The organism is Tumidithrix helvetica PCC 7403 (assembly GCF_965232925.1).
Taxonomy (GTDB): Bacteria; Cyanobacteriota; Cyanobacteriia; order Pseudanabaenales; family Pseudanabaenaceae; genus Tumidithrix; species Tumidithrix helvetica.
On sequence record NZ_CBDDRA010000013.1, the window covers coordinates 123,726 to 138,029 of the forward strand.

At 45.9% G+C, this 14,304-nt stretch carries 16 protein-coding genes, 1 tRNA gene, 1 pseudogene and 1 other annotated feature; of the genes and pseudogenes, 13 read left to right on the forward strand and 5 right to left on the reverse strand.

The annotated features are described in order from the left end of the window. Window positions 1–48: 48 nt before the first annotated feature. Entirely contained in the window at window positions 49–543 is a 495-nt protein-coding gene (ribH, locus tag ACP2WE_RS13635; RefSeq protein ID WP_425216100.1) for a 6,7-dimethyl-8-ribityllumazine synthase, read from the reverse strand. A gap of 134 nt (window positions 544–677) precedes the next feature. Then, complete coding sequence (gene psbZ, locus ACP2WE_RS13640; protein ID WP_425216101.1) at window positions 678–866, reverse strand: photosystem II reaction center protein PsbZ; 189 nt, start codon at window positions 864–866, stop codon at window positions 678–680. Window positions 867–1,070: 204 nt separating this feature from the next. Here psbZ and uvrB point away from each other — a divergent pair, with 204 nt between their 5' ends. From uvrB to ACP2WE_RS13695, 11 genes and pseudogenes are all read left to right on the forward strand, one after another. Then, window positions 1,071–3,080: an excinuclease ABC subunit UvrB gene (gene uvrB / locus ACP2WE_RS13645; protein WP_330483277.1), complete on the forward strand. Its 2,010-nt coding sequence runs from the start codon at window positions 1,071–1,073 to the stop codon at window positions 3,078–3,080. A 102-nt stretch (window positions 3,081–3,182) separates the two neighbouring features. Beyond that, window positions 3,183–3,545, forward strand: coding sequence for a 50S ribosomal protein L19 (gene rplS / locus ACP2WE_RS13650; RefSeq protein ID WP_330483278.1), 363 nt, complete (start codon window positions 3,183–3,185; stop codon window positions 3,543–3,545). Between the two features lie 114 nt (window positions 3,546–3,659). Further along, window positions 3,660–3,732: transfer RNA gene (locus ACP2WE_RS13655), tRNA-Trp, on the forward strand. Between the two features lie 31 nt (window positions 3,733–3,763). Beyond that, window positions 3,764–4,006, forward strand: coding sequence for a preprotein translocase subunit SecE (gene secE, locus ACP2WE_RS13660; RefSeq protein WP_330483279.1), 243 nt, complete (start codon window positions 3,764–3,766; stop codon window positions 4,004–4,006). Then, a complete protein-coding gene (nusG, locus tag ACP2WE_RS13665) occupies window positions 4,006–4,665 on the forward strand; it encodes a transcription termination/antitermination protein NusG (RefSeq protein WP_425216102.1) in 660 nt (219 codons plus the stop codon). Before secE ends, nusG begins: the two co-directional genes overlap by 1 nt. A gap of 110 nt (window positions 4,666–4,775) precedes the next feature. Then, window positions 4,776–5,201 (forward strand): 50S ribosomal protein L11, encoded by a 426-nt coding sequence (rplK, locus tag ACP2WE_RS13670; protein ID WP_330483281.1) that lies wholly within the window; start codon window positions 4,776–4,778, stop codon window positions 5,199–5,201. Between the two features lie 120 nt (window positions 5,202–5,321). Continuing rightward, complete coding sequence (gene rplA / locus ACP2WE_RS13675) at window positions 5,322–6,032, forward strand: 50S ribosomal protein L1 (protein WP_425216103.1); 711 nt, start codon at window positions 5,322–5,324, stop codon at window positions 6,030–6,032. Window positions 6,033–6,121: 89 nt separating this feature from the next. After that, window positions 6,122–6,314, forward strand: a sequence feature (ribosomal protein L10 leader region). A 65-nt stretch (window positions 6,315–6,379) separates the two neighbouring features. Then, window positions 6,380–6,907: a 50S ribosomal protein L10 gene (gene rplJ, locus ACP2WE_RS13680; protein WP_425216104.1), complete on the forward strand. Its 528-nt coding sequence runs from the start codon at window positions 6,380–6,382 to the stop codon at window positions 6,905–6,907. A 51-nt stretch (window positions 6,908–6,958) separates the two neighbouring features. After that, window positions 6,959–7,348 (forward strand): 50S ribosomal protein L7/L12, encoded by a 390-nt coding sequence (rplL, locus tag ACP2WE_RS13685; RefSeq protein WP_425216105.1) that lies wholly within the window; start codon window positions 6,959–6,961, stop codon window positions 7,346–7,348. Between the two features lie 188 nt (window positions 7,349–7,536). Further along, window positions 7,537–7,809: pseudogene (gene hisE / locus ACP2WE_RS13690) on the forward strand (phosphoribosyl-ATP diphosphatase); the annotation flags it as partial. A 73-nt stretch (window positions 7,810–7,882) separates the two neighbouring features. Beyond that, complete coding sequence (locus ACP2WE_RS13695; RefSeq protein WP_425216106.1) at window positions 7,883–8,731, forward strand: Tab2/Atab2 family RNA-binding protein; 849 nt, start codon at window positions 7,883–7,885, stop codon at window positions 8,729–8,731. A 72-nt stretch (window positions 8,732–8,803) separates the two neighbouring features. Here the strand turns inward: ACP2WE_RS13695 and ACP2WE_RS13700 are convergent, their stop codons facing one another. The 3 genes from ACP2WE_RS13700 to ACP2WE_RS13710 form a co-directional block, all read right to left on the reverse strand. Further along, window positions 8,804–9,472, reverse strand: a complete 669-nt coding sequence (locus ACP2WE_RS13700; RefSeq protein ID WP_425216107.1) for a class I SAM-dependent methyltransferase — start codon at window positions 9,470–9,472, stop codon at window positions 8,804–8,806. A 109-nt stretch (window positions 9,473–9,581) separates the two neighbouring features. After that, complete coding sequence (locus ACP2WE_RS13705) at window positions 9,582–10,403, reverse strand: Uma2 family endonuclease (protein ID WP_425216108.1); 822 nt, start codon at window positions 10,401–10,403, stop codon at window positions 9,582–9,584. An 86-nt stretch (window positions 10,404–10,489) separates the two neighbouring features. Further along, the gene (locus ACP2WE_RS13710) at window positions 10,490–12,157 is read right to left on the reverse strand and encodes an adenylate/guanylate cyclase domain-containing protein (RefSeq protein WP_425216109.1); all 1,668 of its coding nucleotides are present in this window, start codon (window positions 12,155–12,157) and stop codon (window positions 10,490–10,492) included. A 249-nt stretch (window positions 12,158–12,406) separates the two neighbouring features. Between ACP2WE_RS13710 and ACP2WE_RS13715 the strand changes: the two genes are divergently transcribed. Then, the gene (locus ACP2WE_RS13715) at window positions 12,407–13,654 is read left to right on the forward strand and encodes an aspartate aminotransferase family protein (protein WP_425216110.1); all 1,248 of its coding nucleotides are present in this window, start codon (window positions 12,407–12,409) and stop codon (window positions 13,652–13,654) included. 25 nt (window positions 13,655–13,679) lie between these two features. After that, window positions 13,680–14,303 carry a nucleoside triphosphate pyrophosphatase gene (locus tag ACP2WE_RS13720; RefSeq protein ID WP_425216111.1) on the forward strand — a complete coding sequence of 208 codons (624 nt, stop codon included), beginning with the start codon at window positions 13,680–13,682 and terminating at the stop codon, window positions 14,301–14,303. The last annotated feature ends 1 nt before the right edge of the window (window position 14,304 follow it).

The window sequence follows — 14,304 nt, forward strand, 5'->3', positions numbered from 1 at the left end:
TGCAAATCTAAGTAAAATTGGTATTACAAATTTGGGCTAGCAGGTCGATCAATTTGGATTTGCGGCTTGGCGAATTTGGCGCATTAGGTTTGCCATTTCGATCGCGCCCATGGCATAGTCCCAGCCCTTATTACTCTTGATCCCAGCTCGTTCCAAGGCCTGCTGCATTGTATCTGTTGTAACGATGCCAAAAATAATCGGTACGCCAGTCTGAAAAGATGAAGCGGCAATGCCCTTAGACACCTCACCCGCAACATAGTCAAAATGGGGCGTATCGCCACGAATTACTGCTCCAAGACAAATAATGGCATCGTAACGACGAGTTGTGGCTAGTTGTTGCGCCACCATCGGTATCTCAAAACAACCTGGTACCCAAGCATAGTCAACTTGACTACCCTCTTCTGAAACATCTACGCCGTGGCGTTGCAATGCATCTTTGCAACCACCCAGCAACCGTGACACGATCAAGTCATTAAAGCGACCGACTACGATCGCAAACTTGAGATCCTTTGTGTGGACAAAGTTACCTTCAAAAACGGTCATATTTTCACTGTAAACAACCTAGCCAAATCTTTGAGCCGTCAGCCATATCTTTGCCTCGGGCTACGAAAGATTAAGCTGTCAAATTTAGACGAGCGCTTTAGTCAAGCGCTTTAGTCGGGCAAATTGAGTAAAAACTAAGCAACAAAAGAATTTAGCGCACCGATCGCAAGGATTAGTACAACCCACAGCACCGAACCAACGAGTAACAAAGGCTTAGATTGGTTCCAGTAACTGGGTGAGGCATAGGCTACGGGTACGCCAATCAACAGCACAAATGAGAACAAAACAAATACAGTTAATAAAAGTTGAAAGATAATTGTCATTTTTTTAAGCTCCAGGAGATAAAACACTTTGTAAAACGTTTCCCTTAAACAAAGTTAGCAGAAAATGTTTCAAAATGCAGATGCGCTTTTAAGCAAAGCTTTTCAGTCTTAGAGATTAGGTTTTATCGCCGTAAATGCTTCGCCCCACTAGAGTGCGATGTTACAATTCCTTTACAAAAGCGACTCACAAGCAGGTTAACTTTTATGTCAGAGTTTCAACTTCGCGCCCCTTGGGAACCTAAAGCCGACCAACCCAAAGCGATCGCTCAGCTATTACAGGGACTAAAAACGGGCAATCGCTATCAAACCCTTCTAGGTGCAACGGGTACGGGCAAGACCATGACCATGGCGAATGTGATCGCCCAGTACCAAAAACCAACCCTCGTCTTAGCCCATAACAAAACCCTAGCCGCACAGCTATGTAACGAGTTGCGGGAATTTTTCCCAGACAATGCAGTGGAGTACTTTATCAGCTATTACGACTACTACCAGCCCGAAGCTTATATTCCTGTTACCGATACCTATATTGAGAAAACCGCATCGATTAACAATGAAATCGATATGTTGCGGCACTCAGCTACGCGATCGCTATTTGAGCGCAAAGATGTGATCGTGGTCGCATCCGTAAGCTGCATTTACGGTCTGGGTATCCCCGAAGAATATCTCAAAGCTTCCATTCCTTTAAGGGTCGGAGCCGTACTCGATCAGCGGCAGGTTCTGCGAGATTTAACCGCAATTCAATACGAACGCAATGATGTCGAGCTAACGCGGGGCAAGTTCCGCGTCAAAGGCGATATCTTGGAAATTGGACCAGCCTACGAAGATCGGATGATTCGCGTGGAATTTTTTGGCGATGAGATCGATGCGATTCGCTATGTCGATCCGGTCACGGGCGAGATTTTGCAAAGTATGGAAGGTTTGAATATCTACCCTGCACGTCACTTTGTCACGCCTCAGGAACGTTTGGAAATAGCCTGTGCTGACATTAAACAGGAATTGGAAGAACGCCTCGATGAATTAATAAAGGAAGGGAAGTTGCTGGAAGCCCAACGCCTAGAACAACGCGGTCGATACGATTTGGAACTGCTCAGAGAGGTGGGCTTTTGTAATGGCGTTGAGAACTACTCGCGGCATTTAGCGGGTAGGCAGGCAGGCGACCCACCCGCTTGCTTAGTCGATTATTTTCCTGCGGATGATTGGCTGTTGGTTGTGGATGAGTCCCATGTCTCCATCCCCCAAATTCGAGGCATGTACAACGGCGATCGCGCCCGTAAGATGGTGTTGATCGATCACGGCTTCCGTTTACCCAGTGCTGCCGATAATCGCCCCCTCAAGGCAGAAGAGTTTTGGGGCAAAGTCAAGCAATGTGTATTTGTCTCAGCCACACCAGGCGACTGGGAATTAGAAATATCCGAACAAATTGTCGAACAGATCATTCGTCCCACAGGCGTGCTTGACCCTGAAGTCTTTGTCAGACCTACGGAAGGACAGGTAGACGATCTACTAGGAGAAATCAAGAAACGAATTGTCAACAAAGAGCGGGTTTTAATTACGACCCTAACCAAGCGTATGGCAGAGGATCTGACCAATTATTTTATCGAGCGCAAACTCAGCGTGCGTTACCTGCATTCCGACATTAAATCGATCGAGCGCATTGAGATTCTCCAAGCACTGCGGGAGGGGGAGTTTGATGTTTTAATTGGGGTGAATTTATTGAGAGAAGGGCTGGATCTACCCGAAGTCTCCCTAGTCGCCATATTAGATGCCGACAAGGAAGGTTTTTTAAGAGCAGAGCGATCGCTGATTCAAACCATTGGGCGAGCGGCTCGGAATGTGAATGGCATGGTGATCATGTATGCCGATCGCTTAACCAACAGCATGGAAAAAGCGATTAATGAAACAGCGCGGCGGCGTAAAATTCAAATCGCCTACAACCTCGAACACAATATCGAGCCAACCTCAATTGTGAAAAAATCAAGCAATGCCATCCTCGACTTTTTATCGGTTTCGCGGCGCTTACACGAACGAGACACAGAATATTTCGCGCAACCCTCTAACAACATCTCCCTAGATGCCATCCCCGAACTGATCGAGCAGCTCGAAGCTCAAATGCGCGAATCTGCCAAAAAACAAGAATTTGAGCAGGCTGCCCAATATCGCGATCGGATCAAACAACTCCGCAGTCAACTCCTCGGCAAATTTCCCAAAGGCTAAATGCAAGCTAGCGATCGCCCAAAAATAGATAAAAGCAAAAAATCTATAGACCAAATCAACAAACTATACTACTATTGATGATCGTGACTTTTTGGGACTCCTATGCACGCAACGGAGATAATTCGCTCAATCGAAGCGAAGTACATGAAGCAAGAAGTGCCACTCATTTATGTGGGTGACACGGTTAAAGTTGGCGTAAGGATCAGAGAAGGCGGCAAAGAACGCACTCAGCCTTACGAAGGTATCGTGATCGCTATGCGCGGAAGCGGCATTAATGCCGTGATCACAGTACGTAAAATCTTTCAAGGTGTGGGCGTAGAACGGGTCTTCCTGTTGCACTCTCCCAAGGTTGAAAGCGTTAAAGTACTGCGGCGTGGTAAAGTACGGCGAGCCAAGCTTTACTATTTACGCGATCGCGTTGGCAAAGCCACCAGAGTCAAGCAGCGATTCGATCGCGCCCTCTAGTTTCATAAAAGCTAGATGTTTGACGATTTTGGCTATAATTGTTTTGATTAGATCTGTCTTTCGCAAATCAAATTGCCAAGACAAATTTATTTCAAGACAGATTCAAAAAAGTGTGCGTCCTTAGTTCAGTTGGTAGAACGCAGGTCTCCAAAACCTGATGTCGGGGGTTCAAGTCCTCCAGGGCGCGCTTCTCAAAATTTGAGCACTAGAGTTGCGATATGACCAAAAACGAAGTTAAAGACCTCAAAGAATCCACAAAAGAGTCTGACTCTAGTGGCGGATTTAATTTAGGTAACTTTTTCAAAGAGACACAGGTTGAGTTTAGCAAAGTGGTTTGGCCAACTCGTCAACAACTATTTAGCGAATCTGCTGCTGTGCTTTTGATGGTTGTAGCTGCTGCAACTTTGATCTACTTGGTCGATGCTCTCTTTAGATGGACTGCTTTGCAGGTGTTTCACTGATGGTTGCTGGAGACAAAGCCCCCCAAGATTTAGCCGATCGTGACGATCGACTTGAAGAAGGTGCAAACCTTCAATGGTTTGCCGTTCAGGTGGCTTCGGGGTGCGAAAAAAAAGTAAAGTCCAGTCTAGAACAGCGCATCATTATGTTGGATGTGCAGGATAAGATTAGGCAAATTGAAATTCCTCAAACACCTACAATCAAGCTCAGAAAAGATGGTAGTCGTCAGACTGCTCAAGAAAAAGTCTTTCCTGGCTACATACTCATTCAAATGCAAATGGTAGCAAACGAAGCTACTGGTGAGTTGGAGATTGATGATGACGCATGGCAAGCCGTTAAAAGCACACCCCATGTGATCAATTTTGTAGGAACAGAGCAAAAGCATCATTATAGTCGCGGTCGCGGTCATGTCACACCTCGTCCCTTGAGCCGAAGTGAGGTAGAGCGCATATTTCGAGTCACTACTGAACAAGAGCCTGTGGTCAAGTTTGACATGGCGCAAGGTGACAAAATCAAGGTGTTATCTGGGCCCTTCAAAGACTTTGAAGGTGAGGTGGTTGAGGTTAGCCCTGAGCGCAGTAAGTTGAAAGCCTTGCTCTCGATCTTTGGTAGAGATACACCTGTAGAACTAGAGTTTAATCAGGTGCAAAAGCAAAATTAATCAGCAAAGCTAGCAAGTTCAAATTGCAAGGCTAACCGTCTTGACTCGTCTTTACGGCGTCATCGCTCTGCCACATAAAGTTCACAATACATCGTTCGATAACTTAGACAATGGCGAAAAAAGTAGTAGCAATCATCAAGCTGGCATTAAATGCTGGCAAGGCAAGTCCTACACCTCCTGTTGGTCCTGCACTGGGTCAACATGGTGTCAACATCATGATGTTCTGTAAGGAATATAATGCTCGTACTGCCGACCAAGCAGGTATGGTCATTCCTGTAGAGATCTCAGTCTTTGAAGATCGTAGTTTCACGTTTATTCTCAAGACACCTCCTGCCTCTGTATTGATTCAGAAAGCAGCAGGTATTCCTGGAGGATCGCCTGAACCAAATCGCAAAAAAGTAGGTTCGATCACGCGTACGCAACTACGAGAGATCGCCCAAACAAAGTTGCCCGATCTGAATGCCAATGACATTGATGCGGCAATGAAAATCATTGCAGGCACTGCCAAAAATATGGGTGTATCGATTACAGATTAATTCTGATATCGGCAAATTTAGCGAATTCTTGGCAATCCGTTCAAATTTAATCCCTAAAAGTTTAATCAAAATTATCGGGGGAGAAGCTACTGGCTTCGTTAACTACCCCAAAGGAGCAAAATGGCTAAAAAAGTATCAAAGCGTTTACGCGAAGCTCTAAGCAAGATTGAGGATCGTCCTTATCAACCCCTAGAAGCTTTAGAGTTGTTAAAACAAACGGCAACCGCTAAATTTCCTGAGTCAGCAGAAGCCCATGTCAGATTGGGGATCGATCCTAAGTATGCTGACCAACAGTTGCGGACTACGGTGGCTCTACCCAAAGGAACTGGACAAAAAGTACGGGTAGCTGTAATCGCTAGAGGCGAAAAGGTGGCTGAAGCCACAGCAAATGGTGCAGATCTTGCTGGTTCTGAGGAACTGATTGATGAGATCGGCAAGGGTATGATGGACTTCGATTTGCTGATTGCTACGCCTGACATGATGCCTCAAGTTGCAAAGCTCGGTCGATTGCTAGGTCCAAGAGGCTTAATGCCCTCGCCCAAAGGTGGTACGGTCACCTTCGATTTGGCGACAGCGATCGCTGAATTTAAAGGTGGTAAAATCGAGTTCCGTGCCGATCGCACAGGGATCGTTCACGTCCTGTTTGGTAAAGCTAGCTTCGATTCTCAAGATTTACTTGTGAACTTAAAAGCTTTGCAAGAGGTGATCGATCGCAATCGTCCATCAGGTGCGAAGGGCAGATATTGGAGATCGCTCTACATTTCCTCTACGATGGGACCTTCAATTGAAGTAGACATCAGTAGCTTGCGCGATCTGAAATTCGGTGAATAAATAATTCGTTGAATAAAATCGGTGCGACAAATTTGTCAAATCCTAGTTTGTCGCACCAAATTATCTAAACCAAGAAATTAACATGCAGATTTAAAAAACGAAATATACCGTAGAAAGTAGGTGCATTTTGCTTAATTTCCTACCGAGGTAACCGAATGGAATGACTCAGGAATTTTGAATTGCTACTTTACAGTTCAAAATCCTGCTTCAAACCTGAAGTTGTAAAGCTGCGAAAGCAAGCGCCTCGTCTTTTTCAAGTCGGGGTGTTTTGTTTTTTGACTGTCTGTTTTTTAGGGATTTATCCATTGGATAAATCCAAATCCCAAATTGATAAGGAGGTGATAAGTATGGGCAGAAGCCTAGCAGGAAAACAAGAACTTCTCAAAGAGTTTTTAGCCGATCTCTCTGAAGCGCAGATGGTGATGGTAATTGATTACACAGGTCTAACTGTGGCTGAAATTACAAAACTTCGCCGTCAACTCAGACCAACCGGGGCTGTATGTAAGGTGTCTAAAAACACCCTGATCAAAAAAGCGATCGCTCAAGAGACCCAATGGCAATCCATGGAATCTTTACTCAAAGGTTCTACTGCTTGTCTGTTGGTGAAAGATGATATTGCTGGTGCGATCAAAGCATACCAAGGCTTTGTGAAGGAAACTAAAAAGACAGAACTGCGTGGTGGTGTACTAGACGGAAAAGCTTTGACTCCTAACGATCTCAAAGCGATCGCCGATCTACCCTCTCGCGAAGTTCTGCTGGCTCAAATTGCTGGTGCAATCAATGGTGTGACTACCAAGTTGGCAGTCGGTATCAAAGAAGTACCACAGTCTCTGGGTAGAGCAATTAAGGCAATTCACGAGAAAGAAGCAGCCTAAATTTTTACTGACCGTCGATAACTGATAACTGATAACTGGAGAATAATTACCATGTCTGCAACAACCGACAATATTATCGAACAACTCAAGACCCTAACCCTTTTAGAAGCTTCTGAATTGGTTAAGGCGATCGAAGAAACCTTTGGTGTTTCTGCTGCTGCCCCTGTGGGTGGTGTGATGATGGCAGCTCCTGGCGCTGCTGCTCCTGCGGAAGAAGTAGAAGTACAGACTGCTTTTGATGTCGTCTTGACTGAAGTCCCTGCTGATAAGAAGATCGCTATTCTTAAGATCGTACGCGAACTCACTGGCTTGGGTCTAAAGGATGCCAAGGATCTAGTCGAATCTGCGCCTAAAACCGTCAAGGAAGGTTTGTCAAAGGATGATGCCGAAGCTGCTAAGAAGCAAATCGAAGAAGCTGGTGGCAAGGTTTCCATCAAGTAATCGAGGTCATTTAATTGACAATCTTATCCAGTGCTAGAGAAATTTTCCCTAGCACCTAGGATATTCATTCTGTAGGGGCAGCGCCCCTGTGCCTGCCCAGAAAATCTAGGGCAACCACAGGGGGATTGCCCCTATGATGTATGGATATAGATTCTCTGGGGTTTTACCTTAATTTTTTGATTATGAACGATCCTCTCTCTGAACTATTTACGGTAATTACCGATCGCCGCGATCGCCCTAAGGCTGGCTCCTATACCTGTCAGCTCTTTGACGGTGGCGACAATAAGATTTTAAAGAAAATCGGCGAAGAGTCGGCAGAAGTGGTGATGGCATGTAAAGACGATGATGCCGATGCGATCGCCTCAGAAGTGGCAGATTTGTTTTATCACACCCTTGTAGCTATGGCACATCATCATGTCGATCTACAAATGGTCTACGACAAATTGGTACAACGTCGCTGATTGAATATCCATCGAGAATTTATAAGAAACCGACCGATTGAATATATTAGAGTAGAAGCGAGCGTCGAGATTCATGGCAACAATTTGGGAGTTAGATTTTTATTCTCGTCCAGTTCTGGATGAGAATAACAAAAAAATTTGGGAATTGTTGATTTGCGATACAGATCGGCAGTTTGAGTGGGTCAAGGAATGTCCTAGCAACGAGGTCAACTCTACTTGGCTAGCAAGTCAACTACGAGAAGCCGTTGCCGCTTCTCAGCAACCCCCTCTCAAGATTCGCTTTTATCGTCCTAGCATGAGCAACATTATCACGCGTGGTTGCAAGCAAGCAGAAATTCCCTCCCTCGCTTCCCGTCGTCTCTTTACACTCTCAGCTTGGCTGCAAGAACGAATGGAGCAGGTTTATCCGCAACGCCCAGGTTTTCAGGCAGCCGATCCAAAACCTCTACCTTTACAAGTACAAGCCATTACATCCCTACCCGTACCCAATGCCTTAATGGGCGATCGCTGGATTTTAGTGTCGCTCACAGCAGCCGATCTAGCCTCAGCTTCAGAATGGTCGATGGACTTTGGTGAAACCTTTCAGACCGCGTCCCTTGTGCCAGACTTGGTAATCCCTGGAATTATCATGATTTCTGCCCGTGCCTTACCTTTAGCCGCATGGATGTCAGGGGTCGATCCAGTATTTCTCAAATTTGAACGGGCGGCGATCGCTGGTAAAACCCAATTACTCCTAGAAGCTAGTGCCGATGCCAGTTGGATTCTCACTAGTTTGCAAGCACCGAAAGATAGCAAAGCGATCGCCGAGGGAGATAGCTTTGAAGCGGCAAAACAAAAAGCAAATGGCATTCACTTTATGGCAGTTCAAACCAACCCAGATGTAGAACATTTCGCGGGTTTCTGGTTGCTCAAAGAGGTTTAATCGGGAATCGCGATATATTGCTTGGAAAGCAAACATAGAAAAGCGATCGCTTTTCTATGTTTGCTCCAATCATCAAGGTGCATGAGCGACAAATGATTTAACCATGCCATAAAACTTCTCTTGAAAGATTGTGGCTTCTGGGAAAAGTTGTTTGAATTCTGCCCTATTCAACAAGCGGATACCTTTGACTTCACATAATGCCTTTTGATAATCGGGAACTTTGGCATACCAGCCTAAATTGAAGTTTTGTAGCAGCCAAGCTCTGAATGCGATCGGAAGGAATTGAAATAAGGGAAATACAAAGTGTGGTTCTATGGGAAAGAACAGATTAGGCGTCTGTATGTAATATCGTTTACCCACACGTCTAACTTCATCCGCCATACGTTTTTGATCTTCAAAGCTTCCAACATGCTCAATCGTGGAATTTGAGAACACGATGTCAAACTGCTTGTCTGAAAACTCTGGCATGGCTCTGCCATCGCCGATCGCTGCCGTAAAACTAGCGATTGATACAGGCTGATTCTCAATATTTAGCAGGGTGATCTGAAATTCCCGATCTAGCAAGGTTCTGTCTGCCATCATTTCCCAATACCCTTGACTCCCGCCAATATCAAGAATTTTGACGGGGCGAGGCAGATCCTTGAGCATCTCCATGAAAATATCAAACCGCTGACGCCGTAACTGAGTTGCTACGGAGTTTTTGTTCCGATTATCAGCAAAAAATTGATGGATAATGGTCATGCTTGTAGCGTGTAAGTGACAATCCAAATTGAACGACTGCAATTCCTCATACTCAAGATCCAAGGATGTAAACCGTTGCTGATTCTAAAACAAAATTCGTAGCGATTGGCTATGGAATTTCATTAGGATTAATCCCAAGCGATATGAGATATGCAGCAAGTCTCTCTTTTTCTTGGCGTTCTTGGGCAGCAATTAAACGTTCTTGCTCAGCGATCGCTTCAGCCTGCTGTTGTGCCCGTTCAGCTTGAGCTGCGATCGCCTCCGCTTCGCGTCTAGCCTGTTGCTCAAACGATCGCTCCAGTTCCGCCTGAAACCTAGCATGTTCCGCCTCAGCATAAGACCTTAATATCTGATCGGAGATTGGGTCATAAAAACGGAAACTTAGATCTGTATACATATGTAGATCCAGCCCTAGAACTTCACTATGTAAAGACAAAGTGCCATCAGGCAAAGTTGAAGCCGCGATCGCAACATACTTCCCATGCTCTAAACGTACTCCTTGTAAAGAAGTCGGTTTCAAATATTCACCCGTCGGATCGTACTGAAAATATTCCTTTACACCCAAATCTCGATAAATTAATGGATTTTGGTCGCGGTCTTTTGTTACGGTTCCCTTAGAAGTCACTTCCAAAACAAAATCAGGAGCTTTGCCTCCCTCTTCATAAATTTTGTAACTAACTCGGTCTTCATTGCTCATGCCAAACACAACAAAGAGATCTGGTGCGACTCTTTTTTCAATTCGATCGTCTGCATAACGGATAAACAGATTCCCCGAAACATAGACATTCTGTTGCTTCTCAAACCACAGCCTTAGAGCCTCAGTCGTATAGCTAAGATTGCGCCGTTGTTTATCGCCTTCGGGCATTGGCTCAAAGTCCTCATCAGGAAGTTCAATAGTCGAGAGTAGCTTGAGATCATCAGAAATTGCCATGATGTTCCTCCAAGTCAGATCTATATACAAATTTAGCATATCCAATGCTTGTAACTGCGCCCCAGTCAGCGATCGGTTGGTCGCTCTTACTGATGCACCGTAAGATTCGTGGCTAAAGCGACTTCGGCTTGTTGCCAGAGCACGCGATAGAGTTTCAAAGGTTGGTCTTTCCCCTTGACCATGACAGGTTCGATCTTCTCTGTGGGAATATCGAGATGGGATATTTGGGCTAAAGTAGATTCTGAAATTAGAACTTCTCCCGCTTTCGCCGCACTGCATATCCGACTTGCCACATTCATCGTGTCGCCAATATTTGTATATTGAATCAACTTGTCAGAGCCAATATTTCCCGCCGCGACTTTACCCGTATTCAACCCAATATGAATTTGAATGTGTAAATTGCGACCCTGTTGCAACCATTGTTCGTTTAAGTGGGTCATTGCCCATTGCATGGCGATCGCAGCATGAACTGCCTGAACCGCATCATCATCGCGACGATAGGGAGAACCCCAAACCGCCAAAAGCGCATCAGCAATATACTTCTCTAAAGTTCCCTCATAGCGGAAGACAATGTCTTCCACCATGACCTTAAAGTATTCATTCAGAATCTCTAGAACTTGCCGAGGTTCCAACTGCGAAGACATTTCTGTAAATCCGCTAATATCAGAAAACAGAGCCGTTACTTCAGTTTCGACTATCTTTAAATCACCGCCCTCTTCGATTTTTTGACTGACAGCCTGTGGAAAAAAGCGCTCTAGCCTCGCTCTGCGAATCACCTCCGTTTGCATCCGCTTATAGAGACTGGCATTTTCAATTGCGATCGCGGCTTGGTTGGCAAGACTGGTAAGAAATTCTAAATCTTCCTTATGATAGACATTCGTCATCGAAAGATTGTCTACATACAAGACGCCAATGCATTTATCTCTAGGCTTTAAGGGCACGCACATGGCAGCTTGGATCGCCTGTTGAATAATCGACATCGAGTTGTCAAATCGCTTATCAATACAGGCATCATCGGTGAGAATGGCATCGCCATATTTATGTACAAAATTAGTAATGCGCTTACTGTAAAACTCATAGTCAGCCGAAATACCCACTTTGGCTTTCAAGGCTTTGGGTTCGAGTTCTTGGGTGGCTTCATTCAAAATTAACAGAACGGCGCGATCGACGTTCATAATCTCAAACAGTAAGTCGAGAATCTTTTCGGGCAGAACATCATAGGCTTTAGGCGAAGCCAACTCTTGACTGACTTCCAACAGGATTTTTAGCTTGTTCGCCGTGCGTTGACTATCATCTTGGTCGGGAATTCTTAAAACAGAACCCGTATCGCGTTGAAGCGCACTGTCATGCTTGATTAAATCGCGGAGAGGCGTGCGGGGCTTTTCAGGGGAAACCCGCATCAAAATCGATAAACCTGAATTTGCACTAGCACTGGTTTGCGGATTTGAGGGGGACTTAGCCCGACTCATGACAAATTTAAATACGACACTGCCAAACTGAATGGCATCCCCTTCTTGAAGCTTGTGCTGCGTAATCTTGACACTATTCACAAATGTGCCGTTACTGCTGTTGAGATCGGTGAGATAGACTCCAGAATCAGTCAAATTGATCTCGGCATGGTGGCGCGAGAGGCTTCTGGCATCATCTTCAACCACGATGTTGTTTTCTAACCCCCGTCCAATACTATTTGTCCCGAATCTCAACTCACAGACTCTTTCGGTGGGAGTTTCTGGATTCTGAATGATGTATGGCATATCTCAAAAGCCTCTGGCAGTCCAAATTTATTGTAAGTGCATCGTTTTACCAAATTGCTGGCAAATTGCTGGCAAATTACATACCCAATTTTGCGATGCCTATGTAAAGATCGTATAGATTCAATAGACGCGTCAATAGGTGATGAGTTTCTTGAATGCGATCGCAATGCTAATTGCAATACAAATGCAAGTGTTGGCTTTGCATATCATACTTAATGTTTAAAATTACCACTAACTATACGCAGATCCATGTCTCCAATCGCCCTTGAACCACCCATCGCAGACATACAAAATAGCACATCAGAGTTTGACCAATATGTCATGAATACCTATGCGCGGTTTCCGATCGCGTTGGTGCGAGGCGCAGGTTGCCGCGTTTGGGACAGTACGGGTAAAGAATATTTAGATTTTGTCGCAGGCATTGCCACCTGTACCTTAGGACACGCTCATCCCGCAATGGTCAAAGCGGTGACCGAGCAAATCCAGACCCTGCACCATGTCTCTAATCTGTTTTATTTGCCCGCTCAAGGCGAACTTGCCAAATGGTTAGTGCAAAATTCCTGTGCTGACAAAGCGTTTTTCTGCAACTCTGGGGCAGAGGCAAACGAGGGAGCAATCAAACTGGCGCGTAAATATGCCCATGTCAAACTGGGAATCGAAGATCCGCTGATCTTGACCGCCAATGCCAGTTTTCACGGTCGCACCCTTGCCACAATTACAGCCACGGGGCAGCCCAAATATCAAAAAAACTTTACCCCCCTCGTTTCGGGATTTGACTATGTTCCCTATAACGACATTGCCGCGTTAGAAGCAGCCGTCGCCAAGTATGAGGGGCGTTTATGTGCGGTGATGCTAGAAGCACTGCAAGGCGAAGGTGGCGTGCGTCCGGGCGATCGCGCTTATTTCCAAAGAGTGCGAGAGATTTGCGACCAAAAGAATATCCTGCTGATCCTCGATGAAGTTCAAGTGGGCATGGGACGCAGTGGCAAACTCTGGGGCTATGAGAACCTCGGAATCGAACCCGATATCTTTACCTCGGCAAAGGGGTTGGGCGGTGGCATTCCGATTGGGGCAATGATGTGTAAGAGTTCCTGCAATCTATTTGAACCCGGCGATCATGCCAGTACCTTTGGTGGCAATCCCTTTGCCTGCACGGTAGCTCTGGCAGTTTGCAAGACCCTCACCGATGAAAATCTTGTTGCCAATGCTAAAGAACGGGGCGAACAACTCCAAAAGGGCTTACGCGCGATCGCGCAAGACTATCCCGATCTGATCGAGCAAGTACGCGGTTGGGGATTAATTGAGGGCCTGGTACTGGCTGAGTCGGCAGCTTTGACCTCGCGCGATGTCGTGCAAGCCTGTATCGATCGGGGCTTAATGCTGGTTCCTGCTGGGCCTAAAGTCGTGCGATTTGTGCCGCCTTTAATCGTTTCTGCTGAGGAAATCGACCAAGCGATCGCCACGATCGCCGCATCGCTGGCATCATTAAACTCGTAATGTACTTCGTGATTAAAGATCGCCTGTGACTGAATTCTCATCTCCCCTGTTTGTTTTGGCTTCTGGTTCGCCAACCCGCAAACAGTTACTTGAAAATGCTGGCATTCATCCTGTCGTGTGTGTCAGCAATTTTGACGAATCTCTGGTTACGCTTACCGATCCTGCGGAATTGGTACAGGTTTTGGCTCGTAGTAAAGCCGAGTCCGTCGTATCGCAATTTGCAGGCAAGCACGCCCTGATTATGGGCTGTGACTCTGTGCTGAGCGTGGATGGTGAGATCTATGGCAAGCCCGAAAATCGAGCCAAGGCGATCGCCATGTGGCAAAAAATGCGCGGCTATAAGGGCGAACTCTATACAGGGCATAGTCTGATTGACGTACAGCGCCAACGCACATTCGTGCGCTATGCTCTCACAACCGTATACTTCGCTGATGCTACGGATTTGGAAATCAGTAGCTACGTCGATACGGGTGAACCCCTTGCCTGCGCGGGTTGCTTTGCCCTAGAGCGATTGGGTGGTTTGCTTGTCGAAAGACTAGAAGGCTGTCACACCAATGTCTTGGGCTTGAGCCTGCCACTTTTGCGACAAATGCTGCGATCGCTGGGCTATAGCCTTCAATTTGAAGCTCAGGAAACGGTAATTCGCTGAC

What these genes read in the sequence shown, in the direction of transcription:
- ACP2WE_RS13695 (WP_425216106.1), top strand. Translation starts at nt 7,883, where the DNA reads ATGGCAACAATTTGGGAGTTAGATTTTTATTCTCGTCCAGTTCTGGAT.
- psbZ (WP_425216101.1), bottom strand. Translation starts at nt 866, where the DNA reads ATGACAATTATCTTTCAACTTTTATTAACTGTATTTGTTTTGTTCTCA.
- uvrB (WP_330483277.1), top strand. Translation starts at nt 1,071, where the DNA reads ATGTCAGAGTTTCAACTTCGCGCCCCTTGGGAACCTAAAGCCGACCAA.
- rplJ (WP_425216104.1), top strand. Translation starts at nt 6,380, where the DNA reads ATGGGCAGAAGCCTAGCAGGAAAACAAGAACTTCTCAAAGAGTTTTTA.
- rplK (WP_330483281.1), top strand. Translation starts at nt 4,776, where the DNA reads ATGGCGAAAAAAGTAGTAGCAATCATCAAGCTGGCATTAAATGCTGGC.
- secE (WP_330483279.1), top strand. Translation starts at nt 3,764, where the DNA reads ATGACCAAAAACGAAGTTAAAGACCTCAAAGAATCCACAAAAGAGTCT.
- ribH (WP_425216100.1), bottom strand. Translation starts at nt 543, where the DNA reads ATGACCGTTTTTGAAGGTAACTTTGTCCACACAAAGGATCTCAAGTTT.
- rplS (WP_330483278.1), top strand. Translation starts at nt 3,183, where the DNA reads ATGCACGCAACGGAGATAATTCGCTCAATCGAAGCGAAGTACATGAAG.
- ACP2WE_RS13700 (WP_425216107.1), bottom strand. Translation starts at nt 9,472, where the DNA reads ATGACCATTATCCATCAATTTTTTGCTGATAATCGGAACAAAAACTCC.
- rplA (WP_425216103.1), top strand. Translation starts at nt 5,322, where the DNA reads ATGGCTAAAAAAGTATCAAAGCGTTTACGCGAAGCTCTAAGCAAGATT.
- ACP2WE_RS13710 (WP_425216109.1), bottom strand. Translation starts at nt 12,157, where the DNA reads ATGCCATACATCATTCAGAATCCAGAAACTCCCACCGAAAGAGTCTGT.
- ACP2WE_RS13705 (WP_425216108.1), bottom strand. Translation starts at nt 10,403, where the DNA reads ATGGCAATTTCTGATGATCTCAAGCTACTCTCGACTATTGAACTTCCT.
- nusG (WP_425216102.1), top strand. Translation starts at nt 4,006, where the DNA reads ATGGTTGCTGGAGACAAAGCCCCCCAAGATTTAGCCGATCGTGACGAT.
- rplL (WP_425216105.1), top strand. Translation starts at nt 6,959, where the DNA reads ATGTCTGCAACAACCGACAATATTATCGAACAACTCAAGACCCTAACC.
- ACP2WE_RS13715 (WP_425216110.1), top strand. Translation starts at nt 12,407, where the DNA reads ATGTCTCCAATCGCCCTTGAACCACCCATCGCAGACATACAAAATAGC.